Annotated in this window: 17 protein-coding genes; 9 read left to right on the top strand and 8 right to left on the bottom strand. The window is 73.9% G+C overall.

Features of this window, described 5'->3' with window-relative positions; genetic code table 11:
- Positions 1–60 precede the first annotated feature (60 nt).
- From IE258_RS35760 to IE258_RS35745, 4 genes are read left to right on the top strand one after another with little or no spacing between them, the layout of a single operon-like run.
- Entirely contained in the window at positions 61–1,500 is a 1,440-nt protein-coding gene (locus IE258_RS35760) for an HtaA domain-containing protein (RefSeq protein WP_189750013.1), read from the top strand.
- 30 nt (positions 1,501–1,530) lie between these two features.
- Positions 1,531–3,141: an HtaA domain-containing protein gene (locus IE258_RS35755; RefSeq protein ID WP_189750012.1), complete on the top strand. Its 1,611-nt coding sequence runs from the start codon at positions 1,531–1,533 to the stop codon at positions 3,139–3,141.
- A 41-nt stretch (positions 3,142–3,182) separates the two neighbouring features.
- On the top strand, positions 3,183–4,022 hold the full coding sequence (locus IE258_RS35750) for a hypothetical protein (RefSeq protein WP_189750011.1): 840 nt from the start codon (positions 3,183–3,185) through the stop codon (positions 4,020–4,022).
- Positions 4,023–4,030: 8 nt separating this feature from the next.
- Positions 4,031–4,675: a PhzF family phenazine biosynthesis protein gene (locus tag IE258_RS35745; protein ID WP_189750010.1), complete on the top strand. Its 645-nt coding sequence runs from the start codon at positions 4,031–4,033 to the stop codon at positions 4,673–4,675.
- Between the two features lies 1 nt (position 4,676).
- On the opposite strand, the gene IE258_RS35740 is transcribed toward IE258_RS35745, so the two are convergent.
- Together IE258_RS35740 and map are read right to left on the bottom strand one after the other, a co-directional pair.
- Positions 4,677–5,324, bottom strand: a complete 648-nt coding sequence (locus IE258_RS35740; RefSeq protein ID WP_189750009.1) for a biliverdin-producing heme oxygenase — start codon at positions 5,322–5,324, stop codon at positions 4,677–4,679.
- Positions 5,325–5,455: 131 nt separating this feature from the next.
- Positions 5,456–6,313, bottom strand: a complete 858-nt coding sequence (map, locus tag IE258_RS35735; protein ID WP_189750008.1) for a type I methionyl aminopeptidase — start codon at positions 6,311–6,313, stop codon at positions 5,456–5,458.
- A gap of 57 nt (positions 6,314–6,370) precedes the next feature.
- On the opposite strand from map, the gene IE258_RS35730 reads away from it, so the two are divergent.
- Positions 6,371–6,613, top strand: a complete 243-nt coding sequence (locus IE258_RS35730; RefSeq protein ID WP_189750007.1) for a hypothetical protein — start codon at positions 6,371–6,373, stop codon at positions 6,611–6,613.
- A gap of 35 nt (positions 6,614–6,648) precedes the next feature.
- On the opposite strand, the gene IE258_RS35725 is transcribed toward IE258_RS35730, so the two are convergent.
- Together IE258_RS35725 and IE258_RS35720 are read right to left on the bottom strand one after the other, a co-directional pair.
- Positions 6,649–7,944, bottom strand: a complete 1,296-nt coding sequence (locus tag IE258_RS35725; RefSeq protein ID WP_189750085.1) for an MFS transporter — start codon at positions 7,942–7,944, stop codon at positions 6,649–6,651.
- 130 nt (positions 7,945–8,074) lie between these two features.
- Positions 8,075–8,689, bottom strand: a complete 615-nt coding sequence (locus IE258_RS35720; RefSeq protein ID WP_161379796.1) for a hypothetical protein — start codon at positions 8,687–8,689, stop codon at positions 8,075–8,077.
- 131 nt (positions 8,690–8,820) lie between these two features.
- Between IE258_RS35720 and npdG the strand changes: the two genes are divergently transcribed.
- Positions 8,821–9,540: an NADPH-dependent F420 reductase gene (npdG, locus tag IE258_RS35715; RefSeq protein WP_159329156.1), complete on the top strand. Its 720-nt coding sequence runs from the start codon at positions 8,821–8,823 to the stop codon at positions 9,538–9,540.
- 53 nt (positions 9,541–9,593) lie between these two features.
- Positions 9,594–9,794: a hypothetical protein gene (locus IE258_RS35710; RefSeq protein WP_016326075.1), complete on the top strand. Its 201-nt coding sequence runs from the start codon at positions 9,594–9,596 to the stop codon at positions 9,792–9,794.
- 22 nt (positions 9,795–9,816) lie between these two features.
- Here IE258_RS35710 and IE258_RS35705 read toward each other — a convergent pair whose 3' ends face one another.
- Positions 9,817–10,614 (bottom strand): site-2 protease family protein, encoded by a 798-nt coding sequence (locus IE258_RS35705; protein WP_189750006.1) that lies wholly within the window; start codon positions 10,612–10,614, stop codon positions 9,817–9,819.
- 218 nt (positions 10,615–10,832) lie between these two features.
- On the opposite strand from IE258_RS35705, the gene IE258_RS35700 reads away from it, so the two are divergent.
- Positions 10,833–14,537: an AfsR/SARP family transcriptional regulator gene (locus tag IE258_RS35700; RefSeq protein ID WP_229892635.1), complete on the top strand. Its 3,705-nt coding sequence runs from the start codon at positions 10,833–10,835 to the stop codon at positions 14,535–14,537.
- A gap of 21 nt (positions 14,538–14,558) precedes the next feature.
- On the opposite strand, the gene IE258_RS35695 is transcribed toward IE258_RS35700, so the two are convergent.
- The 3 genes from IE258_RS35695 to panB form a co-directional block, all read right to left on the bottom strand.
- Positions 14,559–15,404, bottom strand: coding sequence for an ABC transporter permease (locus tag IE258_RS35695; RefSeq protein WP_189750004.1), 846 nt, complete (start codon positions 15,402–15,404; stop codon positions 14,559–14,561).
- Complete coding sequence (locus IE258_RS35690) at positions 15,401–16,432, bottom strand: ATP-binding cassette domain-containing protein (protein WP_189750003.1); 1,032 nt, start codon at positions 16,430–16,432, stop codon at positions 15,401–15,403. Before IE258_RS35690 ends, IE258_RS35695 begins: the two co-directional genes overlap by 4 nt.
- A gap of 165 nt (positions 16,433–16,597) precedes the next feature.
- Positions 16,598–17,473, bottom strand: a complete 876-nt coding sequence (gene panB / locus IE258_RS35685; protein WP_109031705.1) for a 3-methyl-2-oxobutanoate hydroxymethyltransferase — start codon at positions 17,471–17,473, stop codon at positions 16,598–16,600.
- A gap of 319 nt (positions 17,474–17,792) precedes the next feature.
- On the opposite strand from panB, the gene IE258_RS35680 reads away from it, so the two are divergent.
- Positions 17,793–18,845 (top strand): endonuclease/exonuclease/phosphatase family protein, encoded by a 1,053-nt coding sequence (locus IE258_RS35680; RefSeq protein ID WP_159329160.1) that lies wholly within the window; start codon positions 17,793–17,795, stop codon positions 18,843–18,845.
- Positions 18,846–18,878 lie beyond the last annotated feature (33 nt).

Genomic DNA, 18,878 nt, shown 5'->3' with positions numbered 1-18,878 from the left:
TAGAGCTTAGGTTAGCCTTACCTTTGTTCGCTACCGGCCCCCCGATCCGGAGGACTTCGCATGCCCGCCCGCCTTCGCGCCCTGGTCACCGTGGTGTGCGCGGCCGTTCTCGGCGCCCTGCTGTCCGTGACCGCCGCCCACGCCGAGAGCCGGACCGTGCAGGGCGGACGGCTCGACTGGGGCATCAAGTCCTCGTTCCAGAGCTACGTCACCGGGCCCATCGCCAAGGGCAGTTACTCGCTGACCCAGGGGGCGGCGACCGTCGGCGGCAGCGCCTTCCGCTTCCACTCGGCGACCGGCAGCTACGACGCCGCCACCGGCGCCTTCCGCGCCGCCTTCACCGGCGGTGTCCACTTCCTCGGCCATCGCACGAGCGCCGGTTCCCACCAACTCGACCTCACCCTCAGCCGTCCCACCGTGAGCATCTCCGGCTCCACGGGAACGCTCCACGTGGACGTCGTCAGCAGGGCGAAGGACACCGGGGCGGTCACGACGTCCCGTCAGGTGCCCTTCGCCTCTCTCTCCCTCGGCGGCATCGACATGCGGGGCGGCGGCGGTACCGTCGCCCTGAACAACATCCCCGCCACCCTCACCGCCGAGGGCGCCCGCTCCTTCGCCGGGTACTACACCGCGGGCACCGCGCTCGACCCGGTGAGCCTGTCCGCCGACGTCCAGGCGTCCGCGCCGGGGCAGGAGAAGCAGCCGTCCGCCACCCCCTCCGCGTCCGCCGAGTCGCCCAAGCCCGCGAAGACGTCCGGCGGCGCCATCCAGGACGGCGCCGTCGACTGGGGGGTGCGCCGCACCTTCCGCGAGTACGTCACCGGCGACATCGCCGACGGCGAGTGGGCCCTCACCGCGGGCGCCCAGGACGGCGGCGCGCTCTTCCGCTTCCCCGGCGGCCGGGGGACGTACGAGGACGGCGAGCTCACCGCCGACTTCGAGGGCACCGTGCGCTTCACCGGCGCCCACGGCCTCGACCTGAGCCTCGGCAACGTGCGGGCGGTCGTGGAGGACGGCAAGGGCACGCTGTACGCCGATGTGACGAGCCCGGACGTCAAGGAGAAGAAGGTGCCCCTGGTCACCTTCACCGCGGGCGAACCGAAGCCGGCCGGCGGTCTGGTGAAGGTCACCGAGGCCCCGGCCGAGCTCACCGCCCGCGGCGCGAAGGCATTCGGCGGCATGTACCAGGCCGGCACCGCGATGGACCCCGTGTCCCTCGCCGTCGCCCTCACCGCCGACGCGGAACTGCCCGCCCTGCCCGACCTCGGCAGCGAGCCCGCCCCCAGTGCGAGCCCGCGGCCCGAGAAGACCGGCGCCGACACCTCCGCCGCACCCGTCGCGAGCACCACCGACGACGGCGATTTCCCCGCACTTCCCGTCTCCCTCGCGGCCGGCGCCCTGCTGCTGGCGGCCGCGGCCCTCGTGGCCGTCGCCCTGCGCAGGCGCCGCGCCCGGCCCGCCGCGTCCGCCGATTCCCCGGCGGACCCGGAGCAGGGCTGAACACCCCCGACACCCAAGGAGAACCGAGCCATGCCCGTCAGACGACGCCGCTCCACCGCACTCGCCGCCGCCGTGGCCACGGCCGCCGCCCTCGGCGCCGCCGCCCTCGCCACGCTGGGCGGAGCCACCAGCGCCTCGGCGGCCGAAGCCCCGCTCGCCGACTACGAGTTGACCTGGGGCATCAAGCAGTCCTACCGGACGTACGTCGGCATGTTCGGCAGCTTCACCGCCTCCGAGGGTGCCAGTCAGGCCGCGGGCAACGGCGCCTTCGCCTTCACCGACGGCACCGGCACCTACGACACCACGGCGCACACCGTCGGCCTCGCCTTCCAGGGCAAGCTGGTGAGCGCCTCCGCCGCGCACCAGTTCGAGGTCACGCTCACCGACGTGCGCTTCGACAGCGGCGCCGGTGAGATCACCGCCGACGTGACCACGGTCGACACCTCCGGCGCGACGCCCACCAAGAAGGGCGACGACGTGCCGCTCGCCAAGGTCGCCGTGACCCGCGCGATGACCGACATGGCGACCACCCTCACCACCGAGGCGGGCGAGTACCTCGGCAGCGCGAGCTACGCGGGCGCGGCCGGAGACCCGCTGACGGTGGTCAAGAAGACGCCGCCGACCACGGAACCCACCACCGGTCCCACGACCGAGCCCACCGGGCAGCCCACCACCGGGGAGCCCTCCAAGGAGCCGACCACCGGCCCGACCGACCCGGAGCCGACCGACCCGGAACCCACCGACCCGCAGACCACGCCGGCCGGCCAGGGCCCGAGCCCCGCGGCGAGCACGAGCGCCTCGCCCTCGGCCCCCGCGAGCGCCGCCCCCGCCAAGGGCGCCGTCGCCGACGGCACCCTCGGCTGGGGCGTGAAGGAGTCCTTCCGCGCCTACGTCGTCGGCACCATCGCCAAGGGCCGGGTCACCGTCTCCGGCGGCGCCGTCCAGGCCGCCGGAAACGGCGCGTTCACCTTCAAGGACGCCACCGGCACCTACGACACCGACGCCGACAAGCTGACCGCCACCTTCAAGGGCGCCGTCAACTTCAAGGGCCACGAGTCGGGCGGCACCTACGGCCTCGACCTGACCCTGAGCAACCTCAAGGCCACCCTCGACGGCGGCACCGGCACGCTCAGCGCCGACGTGAACAGCCTCGGCACGCAGACCAAGGGCGTGGTCCTGGCCGACCTCGAGGCGAAGTCCGGCGACCTGAAGGCCGCGCAGGACGTCATCACCGTCGACGATGTCGCCGCCACCCTCACCGCGGCCGGCGCCAAGGCGTTCGGCGACTTCTACCAGGCGGGCACCGCGCTCGACACCGTCGACCTGTCGGTGGCGCTCAGCGACGACGCCCAACTGCCGGACGGCGGCGGCTCGGACACGTCCGGCGGCACGGGCGGCGGCGCCGGCACGGCGGGCGGCTCCACCGGCGGGGGCACGGGCACCGCCGGAGGCACCGGATCGACCGTCGGCGGCACCGGGACGACCACCGGCGGCTCCATCGGCGGCGGCAGCCTCGCCTCCACCGGCTCGGACATACCCGGCCCGGCGCTGGGCGCGGCGGCCGGCGTCGCGGTCGTGGTCGGCGCGGGCGCGGTGTACGCGACGCGCAGGCGGCGGAACCAGGGGCAGTCCGCCGAGTAATTCCTTGCGGGCCGGGGCGGCCGGGACCCGATACTGGCCGTATGGAACGGGCGGTGCGGGAAGCGACCGGGGGACCCCTGGTCCTGGACGTCCGGGGCCGCCCCGGCCCGCCACCGCTGCGCTTCGTCCGGGCCCGGGACGGCGGCCCGCCCACGCTCCACCAGGGCGACCGCCCCCTCACCCGGGCCCGGTGGCACGGCGACGGCTGCTGCCGCGAGCTGCACCTGCGCCGGCTGCCCGGCCACCGTTCCCCGCTGTCGCCCCTGCGCGCCGCGTCGATGCGCACACCGGACGCCGACTGGCGCCACCGCTGCGCCCGGTGGTTGGAGGACACTCCCCACGGGCCGCTGCACGACGGACGCTGGTCGCTCACCGCACGCGCGTCGTTCGCTCCGGGCATCTGGACCGAGGACTTCGTACGGGACTGGCCCGACGCCATCCTCGAACTGCTCTGCGGTGGCGGCTGGCACGGCGTCCTGCCCCTGCGCCCGCTCTCGCCCCCCGACGCGCCGCGCGTGAAGGCGTACCGCAAGCACGCCCGGGACGGCACCGTCGCCCCGGTCCTGCTGTGGTGGGTGTCCTTCCTCGACGGCTGGCTGATCCTGGACGGGCACGACCGGGCCGTGGCGGCGCTGGCGGAGGGCACCGAACCGCCCTGCGTGGTGCTCGCCCGGCTGCCGGACGAGGCGGAGTGGCGGCGGACCGCCGACGCGGTCGCCGAGGGCCACGCGGAGCGCATGACCCGGCTGTCGGAGCACCCCGCCGGACCGGGGACCGAACGCCGACGCGCCGCCCTGGAACGCGGGTACGCGGACGCGCTCGCCACCCTCCCCCACGACGAGGCCCCCACCCCGCTCTGGCCGCCCGCGGACGATGCTTGAATGCCCCGGTGACCGACTACGACGTACTGCGGGTCTTCTGCGCGCCGAACGGCGGCTACGGCAACGAACTGGGCGTCGTCCGGGACGGATCCGTACTGCCCGAGCCCGAGCGGCGGCAGGAACTGGCCGCCAAACTCGGCTTCAGCGAGACCGTGTTCGTCGACGACCCCGAGCGCGGCGTCGTCGACATCTACACGCCCACCCTGCGCCTGCCCTTCGCCGGCCACCCCTGCGTCGGCACCGCCTGGCTCCTCGACGTGCCCGAACTCGTCACACCGGCCGGGGTGGTGGGCGCTCGGCTGGACGGGGAGTTCAGCTGGATCGAGGCCCGGCCCGAGTGGGCCCCGCCGCGCACCCTGCGCCAGTACGCCACCGTCGCCGAGGTCGACGACCTCGCGGTGCCCCCGAAGGGGGAGTGGATCTACGCCTGGGCGTGGGAGGACGAGGCGGCGGGGCGGGTGCGCGCCCGCGCCTTCCCCGGCCGCGACGACGGCATCGACGAGGACGAGGCGACGGGCGCGGCGGCGCTGCTGCTGACCGGACGCCTCGGCCGCGCCCTCAACATCACCCAGGGCGTCGGCTCCCAGATCCTCACCGCACCGCAGCCCGAGGGCTGGGTCGAGATCGGCGGGCGGGTACGCCTGGAGCGGTGACTCAGGCGGACAGCGGGAACTCCTCGCCCAGCGCCCGGAACACCGCCGTGTTCAGCGCGAAGGCGCGCTTGCACTCGGCGACCACCCGCTGCTTGTCCAGGTCGTCCGCGCGGATGCCGTCCAGCAGTTCGCGGTACTCCCGCTTGAAGGCGGCCGGGTTGGAGATCTCCTCGAAGACGTAGAAGCGGACCCCGTCGCCCTTCCTGGCGAAGCCCCACGTCCGCTCGGCCTTGTCCCGGATGATCTGGCCGCCCGACAGGTCGCCCAGGTAGCGCGTGTAGTGGTGGGCGACGTACCCCGCCGGCCACTGTTCGGCGCACTCGCGCACCCGGGTCGCGTACGCCTCGGTGGCGGGCAGGGCGGTCAGCCCCGCGCGCCAGTCGGCGCCGCGCAGGTGCGCCAGGTCCCGCTCCAGGGAGGCCAGCCGAAGCAGCTCCGGCCGGACGAACGGCCCCGCCACCGGGTCGGCCGCCAGCCGTCCCGCGCCGGCCTCCAGGGCTTCGTAGACGAACCACAGCTGCTCGGTGTAGCGCGCGTACGCGTCCACGCCGAGCCGGCCCCCGAGCAGGTCGCTCATGAAGGTGGAGGTCTCCGCCTCCACGTGCTGCTCGTGGGACGCCGTGCGGATGAGGGTCGAGAAGGAGTCCATGGCGTGATTTTCTATGGTTAGGCTTACCTAAGTCAATAGGCTTGCCGACGGCCTGTCGGTAAAAAGCGTACCCGCCGGGACGCGAAACGGCCCGCCCTCCGAGGAGAGCGGGCCGTCCAGAGCGTGCGAGGTCAGGGCAGGGTGAGGATCTCCGCGCCCGAGTCCGTCACCACCAGGGTGTGCTCGAACTGCGCGGTCCGCCTGCGGTCCTTCGTCACGACCGTCCAGCCGTCGTCCCACATGTCGTACTCGTGGGTCCCGAGCGTCAGCATCGGCTCGATCGTGAAGGTCATCCCGGGCTGGATCACGGTCGTCGCGTGCGGGCTGTCGTAGTGCGGGACGATGAGCCCCGAGTGGAACGACGAGTTGATCCCGTGGCCGGTGAAGTCCCGCACCACCCCGTACCCGAACCGCTTGGCGTACGACTCGATGACCCGGCCGATGATGTTGATCTGCCGGCCCGGCTTGACCGCCTTGATCGCGCGGGCCAGCGACTCCCGGGTCCGCTCGACCAGCAGCCGGCTCTCCTCGTCCACGTCGCCGACCAGGTAGGTCGCGTTGTTGTCGCCGTGCACCCCGCCGATGTACGCCGTCACGTCGAGGTTCACGATGTCGCCGTCGCGCAGCACCGTGGAGTCGGGGATGCCGTGGCAGATCACCTCGTTGACCGAGCTGCACAGGGACTTCGGGAAGCCCCGGTAGCCGAGGGTCGAGGGGTAGGCGCCGTGGTCGCACATGTATTCGTGCGCCACCCGGTCCAGCTCGTCCGTCGTCACGCCGGGCGCGATGTGCTTCGCGGCCTCCTCCATCGCCCGCGCCGCGATCCGCCCGGCCACGCGCATCGCCTCGATGGTCTCGGGCGTCTGCACCTCCGGCCCGGTGTACGGCGTGGGCGCGGGTTTGCCGACGTACTCGGGTCGGCGGATGTTTCCGGGCACGGAACGGGTGGGGGAGAGCTCCCCTGGTACGAGCAGCGACTGGCCAGACATGCGGCGAGTCTAACCAGCGGCCGTGGGGGAACATGTCGGTGGCGAGAGGAGCTGCCCATGGCCCTGTTCAAGAAGCGCACGGTCGGCAAACCGGGCGAGTGGTACTACTGCCTGGAACACCAGAAGGTCGAGGAGGGCCCGGACTGCCCGGGCAGGGACCGCTTCGGGCCGTACGCCTCCCGCACCGAGGCCGAGCACGCGATGCAGACCGCCCGCGAACGCAACCTCGAGTGGGAGAACGACCCCAGGTGGCACGACGCCTCCTCGACGGGGAGCGCCGACGGCGACCGGGACGACTGAGCACGGGCGGAGCCGGTCGGTCACGCGCGGGCCGGTCACCCGCCCGCGGCGTCGGCTGCGCGTTTCTCGCGCAGCCGCACCGCGTGCTCGTTCGTCCGCGCGTCGTACGTCATCATCGTCGGCAGGCACAGCGCCAGCAGCCCCACCGCGCCCGCGCACAGCAGCCCGCCCGACCACACCGACGCCCGCACCCCGGCGAGCGCGGCCGTGCCGCCCGCCCGGACCTGGCCGAGCTGCGGGCCCACCGAGTACGACAGCAGCTCGATCCCGGCGAGCCGGCCGCGCAGTTCGTCCGGGATGGTCTGGTTCCACATCGCGCTGCGGAAGACGCCGCTGACCATGTCGCAGGCCCCGGCGAGGACGAAGCACAGCAGCACCAGCCACACGTTCCCGGCGAAGCCCGCCGCGGCGATCGCCACGCCCCAGCCGGCCGCCGCGAGCACCACCATCCGCCCGTGCCGGTGCACCCGCGACGTCCAGCCGCTGCTCACGCTCACCAGCAGCGAGCCCGCCGGGATCGCCGCGTACATCAGGCCGAGCGACCACTCGGCGTCCAACTCGTCGGCGAGGAACGGCAGTACGGCGAGCGGCATCGCCAGGAGCATCGCCGCGACGTCGACCGCGTAGGTGCCCAGCAGCTCCTTGCGGCTCCACGCGTACCGGGCGCCCTCGGCGATCGCCGCCCACGACGGCCTGCGCGCCTCGTGCGAGGCGGGCGAGGAGGCGAGCCCCACCACCAGGGCCACCGAGGCGGCGAAGGTGACCAGGTCGACCGCGTACGCCCAGCCGAGACCCGCGTACGCCACCACCACGCCCGCCAGCGCCGGTCCGGCGATCCCGCCGACCTGCCATCGCAGCGCGTTCAGCGAGGCGGCGGCCGGCAGGTGCTCGTGGGCCACGATCCGCGGGATCAGCGAGTCCAGGGCCGGGCGCTGGACCGCGCCGAGCGCCGAGGTGAACGCGGCGATCACATACAGCGGCCAGACGGCGGGGCTCGGCATCAGCGCGTTGACCAGCAGTGCCGCGCACGCCACGCCCTGACCGGCCTCCGTCCACAGGATCAGCCGCCGCTTGTCCCAGGCGTCGGCCAGCGCACCGCCGTACAGCCCGAAGACCACCAGCGGCACCAGCTCCACGGCACCGATCGCGCCGACCGCCGCCGCCGAGCCGGTCAGCTCCTTGATCTGCACCGGCAGCGCGACGAACGTCAGGAAGCTCCCGAAGTTCGTGATCAGTCCCGAGATCCACAGCCGCCGGAAGTCCCGGGAGGCCCGCCAGGGCGCGAGGTCGGGCAGCAGCGCCCGCAGTCCGGTGGGCGCACCGACGGGCACGTCCGCGGGTCTGTCAGCGGGCGCGTCGGCGGGTCTGTCGGCGGGCGCGTCGGCGGGGGAGGTGTCGGTCACGAGGGCCCATCGTCCGGCGCCCGCCGGAGCACGGGCAACCGGTTTTCCGGCAGGCCCGTCACCAGCCCGACGGTGGTGGGGCCGTCAGGTGGTCGGCGAGGCGCGAGAGGCGGTCGCGGAAGCGGCGGCGGCCCCGGGGCGGCGGCACCGCGTTCTCCCCGGCCGAGGCGCTGACCAGGTGCTGCACCGTGTCCAGGTCCAGCTCGGCGCCGTCCGGGACGGTCAGCGTCTCGTGCGCCATCGCCGTCAGCTCCCGCTCACCGGGCTCGCGGTCGGTGCCCAGCGCCAGCACCGTCGCACCGGCCCGGCGGGCGTCGTGTACCCGCTCCAGAAGCGGGGCGCCGGGGTCGTCGGGCGTGACCACCAGCAGCGTCTCGCCGCGCCGGGCCGCAGCCAGCCGCCCGAGGCCGACCGCGAGGTGGGCCGGGTCCGAGGGCCGCGCCCCGTGCCGGACCAGCGTCGGTGCCAGCTCCGGCGTCCCCGACCAGGCGGCCTCGTCCACCAGGTGCGCCGCCAGGTGCCAGGGCTCGAACCCGGGGGTGCCCACCAGCAGCAGACCGCCCCCGTGCGGGACCACCGAGCCCCGCAGCGCCCCCGCGAACCGCCGGGTGGCCCCCAGCCACTCGGTCCCGGCGAGCACTTCCCGCAGCAGCGCGACCCGTACGGCGTCCATGCGGTCGCATCCTGCCGCAACCCCCTCCGCCCGGTCCGGCGTTCGCCCCGGATTCACCCGCCCCGGGGACCGCTCTCCGCCGGGCCGGACCCGTACCGCCGGGCCGGTCGTCACAGACGTAGGGTCGGCCCATGACCTCTACCGACAGTGCTGCACACAAGGCCCCCGCCAAGGCACCGGCCAAGGACCCCTGGGACCTGCCCGACGTCTCCGGGCTGGTCGTCGGCGTGCTCGGCGGCACCGGCCCGCAGGGCAAGGGCCTCGCGTACCGCCTCGCCAAGGCCGGCCAGAAGGTGATCGTCGGCTCCCGCGCCGCCGAGCGCGCCGAGGCCGCCGCCGAGGAGATCGGGCACGGCGTCGAGGGTGCCGACAACGCCGAGACCGCGCGCCGCAGCGACGTCGTGATCGTCGCCGTACCGTGGGACGGCCACGGCAAGACCCTCGAATCCCTGCGCGGTGAACTGTCCGGCAAGCTCGTCGTCGACTGCGTCAACCCGCTCGGCTTCGACAAGAAGGGCGCCTACGCGCTCAAGCCCGAGGAGGGCAGCGCCGCCGAACAGGCCGCCGCCCTGCTGCCGGACAGTCGGGTCGCCGCCGCCTTCCACCACCTCTCGGCGGTCCTCCTCCAGGACCCGGAGATCGACGAGATCGACACCGACGTGATGGTCCTCGGCGAGGAGCGCGCCGACGTGGAGATCGTGCAGGCCCTCGCCGGGCGCATCCCCGGCATGCGCGGCGTCTTCGCCGGACGCCTGCGCAACGCCCACCAGGTCGAGTCGCTGGTCGCCAACCTGATCTCCGTCAACCGGCGCTACAAGGCGCACGCCGGGCTCCGCGTCACGGACGTATGAGGCGATGGGGGACACTGGTCGGTACCAGTGTCCCCCCGACAGGAGCCGTTCCCATGCCCCGCCTCGCCCTCTACGCCCTGGTCGTCTGCGTACTCGCCGTGGCCGCCGCCGTCGTCTCCTTCGTGCAGGGCAGCGTCGTGATCGGCGTCGTGTGGGTGCTGCTGTCGGGGCTGTCGTCGAACATGTGCTGGTACTACGCCAAGCGCGGCCGGGACGCCCGCCGCGCCGCCTCGTCCACGTCCGTCACCGGCTGAGTCCGGCACCGGCCGAGCGGCCTCATCCGCCCGGCGTGCACAGCGGGTCGGTCTGCCAGAAGCGGTACAGCTCGAAGCCGCAGTACGTGTCGACCTCGCCGATCCCCAGGCCCCGCAGCAGCGCGTCGATCGCGTCGAAGAACACGCCGTTGAGCGCCGGGATCCACAGCAGCGCGAACACGATCAGCAGCCCGAACGGCGCGAGCGGCTCCACCTGCCGTCGCACGTTGTACGACAGCCAGGGCTCGATCACGCCGTAGCCGTCCAGGCCCGGCACCGCCAGGAAGTTCAGGATCGCGGCCGTGACCTGGAGCAGTGCGAGGAAGGCCAGCGCGAGCCGGAAGTCGCGCGGCACGCCGTCCAGCGCGTCCAGCCAGAACGGCGCCGTGCACACGACGGCGAACAGCACGTTCGTCAGCGGGCCCGCCGCCGAGATCAGACTGTGCCGCCACCGCCCCCTGATCCGCCCGCGCTCGATGAAGACGGCACCGCCGGGCAGCCCGATCCCGCCCATGATCACGAAGAGGACGGGCAGGACGATGCTGAGCAGGGCGTGCGTGTACTTCACCGGGTTCAGCGTGAGGTAGCCCTTCGCGCCGACCGAGATGTCGCCGCTGTGCAGCGCGGTGCGGGCGTGCGCGTACTCGTGCAGGCACAGCGAGACGACCCACGCGGCCGTGACGAACAGGAACACGGCGAGCCCCGGCTGCTCGGCGAAGCCGGTCCAGGTGGCCCAGCCCGTGACCGCGGCGACGGCGACGATCCCGAGGAAGACGGGACTGATCCTCCGGTCGCTGGGACGGGCGGTGGCGGTGGACATGGAACTCCCTGACTGTCGGGCACGCGTGACGGGCACCCGCGGGGTGCGGGACTGCCCGACCGTACCGGGCGCACGGGGAGAACGTCTCGCGCGGGGCGGACGGTTCCGGGCCGGGGCGGACGGTTCCGGGACGCCGGGAGCGGGGCGGTGCGGGCCCGGCCACGCCGTGCGGCCAAAACCCCGTGACCGGCTCCGACGGCAGCGGGGACAATGGGCCCGTGCGCTATCGCATCCTCGGCACCACACAGGTACTCCGTCCCGACGGCACGGCCGTCCCGCTCGGCGGGGCGCGGCTGCGTGCCCTGCTGACCGTGCTCGCCCTCCGGGCGGGCCGCGCCGTCCCCACGGGACTGCTGGTGGAGGAGGTCTGGGACGGAGACCCGCCCGCCGACGCGCCGGGCGCCCTGCAGGCGCTGGTCGGGCGGCTGCGCCGGGCGCTGGGCGCGGACTCGGTCGCCTCGGCCGACGGCGGTTACCGGCTCGCCGCCGCGCCCGACGACGTCGACCTGCACCGCTTCGACCGGCTCGCGGGTGAGGGCGCCCGCGCCCTCGCCGACGGCGACCCGGCCAAGGCCGCCGTCGTGCTCGACGACGCGCTCGCGCTGTGGCGCGGGCCCGTCCTCGCCGACCTGCCCGACCGCACCGCCGAGGCGGCCCGCTGGGAGACCCGGCACTTCGAAGCCCTGCGCGCCCGCCACACCGCCGCCCTGGACCTCGGGCAGGCCGAGCACGCCCTGCCCGAGCTGACCGCCCTGTGCGACGGCCACCCCCTGGACGAGCCCCTCCAGGCGCTGCGGCTGCGCGCCCTGCGCGACACCGGCCGCACCGCCGAGGCACTGGCCGCCTACGAGTCCGTACGCCGCGTCCTCGCCGACCGCCTGGGCGCCGACCCGGGGCGTGAGCTGCGAGCACTCCACGCGGAGCTGCTGAGCCCTTCGCCCGCCCCGGCACCCGCCCCCGGCCGGCCGTCCGGCACGGGCCCGGCGTCCGGTCCTGCCGCGGGGCCCGCCGCCGCGCCTGCCCACGGCACGGGTCCTGCCCCGGGCAGGTGGGCAGCATCCGAGACGGCACCGGGGGCCCCCGCCGGGCCGATGCACGGCGCGGGACCTGCGTCGGGTACGGGACCTGTCTCCAGTACCGGACCCGCCTCCGGCCTGGCGCCCGCCTCCAGTACCGGACCCGCCTCCGGCCTGGCGCCCGCCTCCAGTACCGGACCTGCGTCCGGCCCGGCGCCCGCCTCCCACCCGGCGGGCACGTCCGCCACCGGACCGCAGCCGACCACGTCCCCCGTGCCCGGTGCGACCTCCGCGCCCGGTGCGCCCGTGCCGCCGGAATCCGCCGCCGTGTCGCCCGGGTCCGCCGCCGCACCCGTCCCGGAGGGCTTCCGCCCCCGCGGCAACCTGCGTGCCCGGCTCACCTCCTTCGTCGGGCGGGACGGCGACGTGGAGGCGCTGCGTGCCGATCTGGCGACCACTCGGCTGGTCACCCTGCTCGGGCCCGGCGGCGCCGGGAAGACCCGGCTGTCGCAGGAGGCCGCCGAGGGGGCCGGGGACACGGCGCGGGACGGGGTGTGGCTGGCCGAGCTGGCCCCCGTCGACGACCCCGCCGACGTACCGGAGGCCGTCCTGACCGCCGTCGGCGCCCGCGAGACCGTGCTCTACCGCGCCGGTGCCGAGGAGATGCGGGCCGTCACCGCCTCCGAGGGGCAGGACACCGCCGTCGAGCGGCTCGTCGAGCACTGCGGCCGGCGCCGCATGCTGATCGTCCTCGACAACTGCGAGCACGTCGTCGACGCCGCCGCCCGCCTCACGGAGGAACTCCTCGCCCGCTGCCCGCACCTGACCGTCCTCGCCACCAGCCGCGAACCCCTCGGCGTACGGGGCGAGTCGCTGCGCCCCGTGGAGCCGCTGTCCGAGCCCGCCGCGCTGCGGCTGCTCGCCGACCGGGGAGCAGCCGCCCGCCCCGGCTTCCGCGTCGACGCCGACGAGGAGACCGCCGCCGCCTGCGCCGAGATCTGCCGCCGCCTCGACGGCCTGCCGCTGGCCATCGAACTGGCCGCCGCCCGGCTGCGGATGCTCACCCCGCGCCAGATCGCCGACCGGCTCGACGACCGCTTCCGTCTGCTCACCTCCGGCAGCCGCACCGTCCTGCCCCGCCAGCAGACGCTGCGCGCGGTCGTCGACTGGTCCTGGGACCTGCTCGACGCCGACGAACGCGAGGTGCTGGGGCGGCTGTCCGTCTTCGCGGGCGGCTGCGACCTCGCCGCCGCCGAGGCCGTGTGCGGGCCCGCCGCGCTGGACGCCCTCGGCTCCCTCGTCGACAAGTCCCTCGTCGTGGCCGCGCCGGTGACGGACCGCCTGTCCGGCGACGGCATGCGCTACCGGCTCCTGGAGACCGTCGCCGAGTACGCGGGCGAGCGCCTCGACGAGACCGGCGGCCGCGCCGCCGCGGCCCGCGCCCACCTGACGTACTACCGCGAACTCGCCCGCACCACCGACCCGTTGCTGCGCGGTCCGCGGCAGCTCGCCGCCATCGAGCGGCTGGAGCGCGAGTACGAGAACCTGCGCACCGCCCTGCGCCACGCCGTCGCCGAGCGCGACGAGCAGGAGGCGCTGTGCCTGGCGCTGTCGCTGGTCTGGTACTGGCAGATGCGCGACCTGCGGGTGGAGGCCCGGAACTGGTTCGTCGAGGTGATGGCACTGGGCCCGGACCCCTTCGCCGAACCGGGCACCCCCGCCCGGCCGGTGTGGGAGCGGTGCACGTCCGCCCCGCCCCCGATGACCGGCGAGGTCCTCGCCGAGGCCCGGCGCGGCGTGCACCTGGCCCATCTGGCCTGCATGGACACGGAGCTGGACGCGTGGCAGAACCCGGCGGCCCAGCGCAAGCTGCGCATCATCGCGGGCACCTACGAGCCGGGGATGCCGCAGACCTGCTCCAGCCCCGGCCTGCTCTGGTTCTACTCCGTGATGCTCACCGGTGACATGGACCGGCTGCGCGAGATCATGGACGCCACCCTGCGCACCTGCCGGGAGACCCCCGGCTACGAGTGGGAGCTGGCCGGCGGCCTGCAGATGCGCGCCCAGATGCTCGCCAACCGCACCGACTGGGCGGGTGACGCGGTCCGCGACGCCGACGAGTCGCTGGAGATCTACGACCGGCTCGGCGACGCCTGGGGCATGGCCGAGGCGCTCTCCGGGCGGGCCGAGGCCCGCGAACGCGTCGGCGAGTACCGGCTGGCCGCCGCCGACTACCGGGCCGCCGCGCAGCACGCCAAGCGGCTCGGCGCCCACGCCCAGGTGGACATCCTCGACGCCCGCCTGGGCCGCGTGCTCCTGGAGGCGGGCGACACGGAGCGGGGCGAGCGCGTCCTGCGCGAGGTGCTCGACCGTACGGCGGGGACGGGCCACAACGGCGCGATGCCCGCCGCCAGGCTGTTCCTCGCCGGACACCTGGGCATGACCGGCCGCACCGCCGAAGCGAGCGAGCAACTGCGGCTGCTGCGCGAGGAGTTCTCCATCGCCCACTTCGTCGTCTTCGACGCCTTCATCCTCGCCGCCGAGGCGTGGCTCGCCACGCTGGAGGACCGGCACGAGGATTGCCTGACCCGGATCCGCAAGTCGCTGGAGCGGGCCGAGGACCCGCTGTCCGCGGCCATCGCCCCGCACATGCGCTCGGCGTACCTGACCATCGGCGCGATGGCCCTGGCCCGCCTGGACGGCGGAGAGCGGGCCGCGGACGGCGCCCGGTGCCTGGGCGCCGCCGAGGCGATGCTGCCGCCGGGGCACGTGTCGACGGGCATGGAGCGCGACGCGCGCGGCAGGGCCGTCGAGCGGGTCCGCGAGGCGCTCGGCGGCGAGGCGTACGACGCCGCGTACGCCGAGGGCGCCCGGCTCTCCCCGCAGGAGGCCGTCGCCCTCGTCTGACGCGTGCCGCACGTGCGCGGTTCAGGTCTTCGTACGGAACTTGTGGACGGCGATCGGCGCCATCACCGCGGTGATCGCCGCCGACCAGCCGAGCGTGATCCACAGGTCGTGCGCGACCGGGCCGCCCACCATCAGCCCGCGCGCCGCGTCGGCGAGCGTGGACAGCGGGTTGTAGTCGGTGAAGGACTGCAGCCAGCCCGGCATCGACTGCGTCGGCGCGAAGATCGAGGAGCCGAACTGCAGCGGGAACAGCACCATGAAGCCCATCGCCTGCACGGACTGCGCGTTCTTCAGGACCACGCCCAGGGTGAGGAACACCCACATGATCGAGGAGGCGAACACCGCGGACAGGCCCACCGCCGCGAACAGTCCGGCCCAGTGGTCGATGTCGAAGCCGACCAGGACGGCGACGATCATCAGCACCGTGGTGGCGAACAGCATCCGGGCCATCTCGACCGCGATCTTCGCGAAGAGCACCGAGCCGCGCCCGATCGGCAGCGACCGGAAGCGGTCCATGACACCGGAGTTGAAGTCCTGGCTGAAGCCGGTGCCCACGCCCTGGGACAGGGTCATGCTCATCATCGCGATCATGCCGGGGATCACGTACTGCACATAGCCGTCCTGCCCGCCGCCCAGGGCCTGGCCGATCGACCCGCCGAAGACGTACACGAACAGCAGGGTGAAGACGATCGGCATCAGCAGGGCGTCGAACATCGACTCCGGGTCCTGCCGGATCCACAGCAGGTTGCGGCGGACCAGGGCGCCGGTGTGCCGCACGTGCGCCCGCAGCGAGATCCGCGCGTCGGGAGCGAGCGCGGCAGGGGCGGCGGTGGCGGCTGGAGTGGCTGGAGTGGTGGTGGCGCTCATACGGCGACCTCCTGACGGGTGTCGTCGGTGGCCGGGGCCGGGTCCTGCGGGGCACTGGCGCGGTGGCCGGTGAGGGACAGGAAGACCTCGTCCAGGCTGGGGAGTTCGGTGGTGACGGCGGAGACGGTGATACCGCGCGCGGTGACCGCGCCGACCACGGCCGTCAGCTGCTCGTCGCTGAGGATCGGCACCAGCACGGCACCGCGCTCGGCGTCCACGGTGGAACTGGCGAGCCCGGTGATGCCCAGCTCGTCCAGGTAGGCGGCGAGCGGGCGCAGCTGCAGCGGGTCGGCCGGGCGGACCCGCAGGGTGCGGCCGCCGACCTTGGCCTTCAGCTCCTCGATGCCGCCGTTCGCGATCACCTTGCCGCGGTCCACGACGGTCAGCTCGGAGGCGAGCTGCTCGGCCTCCTCCATGTACTGGGTGGTGAGCAGCACGGTCACACCGTCGCCGACCATGCGCTTGACCTCGTCCCACACCTCGTTGCGGGTGCGCGGGTCGAGGCCGGTGGTGGGCTCGTCCAGGAACAGGACGGCCGGGTGCCCGATCATGGAGGCGGCCAGGTCGAGCCGGCGCCGCATGCCGCCGGAGTAGGTGGCCGCGGGCCGCTTGCCCGCCTCGGTGAGCGAGAAGCGTTCCAGCAGCTCGTCGGCGCGGGTGCGCGCGTCCCGGCGGGGCAGGTCGAGCAGCCGGCCGATCATGTAGAGGTTCTCCCAGCCGGGGAGCTTCTCGTCCACGGAGGCGTACTGCCCGGTCAGCCCTATGACGCGGCGCAGCTGCCGCGGCTGCCGTACGACGTCGTACCCGACGACGTGCGCCTGGCCGGAGTCGGGGGTGATGAGGGTGGACAGGATGCGTACGAGGGTGGTCTTGCCGGCGCCGTTCGGACCGAGCACGCCCATCACGGTGCCCTCGCGCACGTCCAGGTCGACGCCGTCCAGCGCCTTGGTCTCGCCGTAGTGCTTGACCAGCCCCCGCACGGTGACCGCGCTGTCCGCGGCCCGGGGGATGTCGTCGATTCGCTTCATGCCCCAGACGATGGCAGGGGGCACCGACAAAGCACCGACATCCCACCGACAGCCGGCCGGCGCCACCGACTTCCCGCCGACACCGCGCCCGGGAACCACTCGGCCCCGCCGACGGGGGAAGATCGGCGGGGCCGGCGGTCGTACCGCGATGGTCTGCTGGTGGAGCTAGTGCACCGAGTGCTCGTCCTGCGGGAACGTGCCGCCGACGACGTCCTCGGCGTACGCCTTCGCCGCGTCGCCCATGACCTTGCGCAGGTCCGCGTACTGCTTGACGAACTTCGGCATCCGCCCGCCGGTCAGCCCGAGCATGTCGGTCCACACCAGCACCTGGGCGTCGGTGTCCGGGCCCGCGCCGATGCCGACCGTCGGGATGTGCAGCGTCCGGGTCACCTCGGCGGCCAGCTCGGCCGGCACCAGCTCCAGGACGACCGCGAAGGCGCCCGCGTCCTGCACCGCCTTGGCGTCGCGCAGCAACTGCTGGGCCGCCTCCTCGCCGCGGCCCTGCACCCGGTAGCCCATGGAGTTGACCGACTGCGGGGTGAGGCCGATGTGCGCCATCACCGGGATGCCGGACTCCACCAGCAGCTCGATCTGCCGGTGCGAGCGCTCGCCGCCCTCCAGCTTGACCGCGCCGACCCCGGCCTCCTTGACCAGCCGGGTCGCCGAGCGCAGCGCCTGCACCGGGCCCTCCTGGTAGGAGCCGAAGGGCAGGTCGCCCACGATCAGGGCGCGGCTGGTGCCCCGGACGACCGCGGCCGAGAGCATCGTCATCTCGTCCAGCGTGACGGGCACGGTGGTCTCGTAGCCGAGGTGGCAGTTGCCCGCGGAGTCGCCGACGAGCATCACCGGGATGCCGGACTCGTCGAAGACGGACGCGGTCATCGCGTCGTACGCGGTGAGCATGGGCCACTTCTCGCCGCGCTCCTTGGCGGCGGTGATGTCCCGGACGGTGATACGGCGGTTGATCTTGCCCCCGTACAGCGCCCTGCTCCCGTCGGCGGGGGTGCGCTGCGGCGTCTGGGCAGCCGAAAGCTGCGTCATGGCAACGGCTCCTTCATGTCATCTCGAGGCGCCCTGACGGCGTCCCCGGATCCCTTCCATGGTGGCACTTGTCGCGCCCCGGCGGCTAGGGGACCCCCGTCACGTACCCCGTCCGGGGTCGGAGTGCGGCTCATGGGGTCAAATGTGCCCGTTGTGTCACAGAGCCGCCCGTCCCGGCACAGTGCGGAACTCCGCGGGACGGCCCGTACGTCCTCGTGCCCGTACGGCCGTCCAGGGCGGCGGGATCGGAACCGATCATCCCCTATGGTGCTGAGTCACAGGGGGCGACGGTGTGCACAGCAGGCAGTGAGGCAACGGTATGGCGCAGCAGGCGTACATGACGGAGACGGACGGCGGCGGCTCGGATCCCGAGCGCCGGGAACCCCGGATTCGGCGCCTGTTCGACCGGGCCGTCAGCGGCTGGCGCGGTGACCGGCGGATCTGGCGCCGGGGCCTGGTCACGGCCGTGGTCGCGCTGCTCCTGGCGGCGGTCATGGCGGCCCACTCGCACATCCCGAACGCCATCGGCAACCTCGGCAGCCTCACCGAGACCTTCCTGCCGTGGTTCGGCCTGCTGATTCCGGTCCTGCTGGTGATCGCCCTGGTGCGCAAGTCGGCGACGGCGCTGATCGCGCTGGTGGTGCCGGTGAGCGTGTGGCTCAACCTCTTCGGCGGCCTGCTCTTCGACAAGACCGGTTCCGGCGGCGACCTCACCGTGGCCACGCACAACGTCAACGCGGACAACGCCGACCCGGCGGGCACCGCCCGCGCCGTCGCCGCCGCCGGCGCGGACGTGATGGCCCTGGAGGAACTGAAGGCGTCCGCCGTACCGACGTACGAGAAGGCGCTGGCGGCCAAGTACCCGCACCACGCGGTGGTCGGCACCGTCGGGCTGTGGAGCAAGTACCCGATCAGCGGGGTGAAGCCGGTCGACATCGAGCTGGGCTGGAAGCGCGCGATGCGCGCCACCGTCGCCACGCCCTCCGGACCGATCGCCGTCTACGTCGCCCACCTGCCCTCCGTACGGGTGAAGCTCGAGGCCGGTTTCACCGCGCGGCAGCGGGACAAGAGCGCCGACGCCCTCGGCGAGGCCATCGCCGACGAGAAGCTGCCCCGCAAGATCCTGCTGGGCGACCTCAACGGCACCATGAACGACCGCTCGCTCACCGCGATCACCTCCCAGCTGCGCTCCCCGCAGGGCGCCGTGGGCGACGGCTTCGGCTTCAGCTGGCCGGCGTCCTTCCCGATGGCCCGCATCGACCAGATCCTGGTCACCGGCGTGGAACCGACGACCAGCTGGACCCTCCCGGCGACCGGCAGCGACCACCTGCCGATCGCCGCGCGTGTGAAGGTCGACACAACGGCTTCCTAGAATTCGTCTGCGGAATACCCGCCCTGAGAGTCT

Origin of the sequence: Streptomyces tendae, assembly GCF_014650435.1 — a bacterium.
In the GTDB taxonomy this organism is placed as follows: domain Bacteria; phylum Actinomycetota; class Actinomycetes; order Streptomycetales; family Streptomycetaceae; genus Streptomyces; species Streptomyces tendae.
The sequence above is the reverse complement of the archived record's forward strand: the minus strand, read 5'-3'. Positions and strand labels throughout refer to the sequence as shown.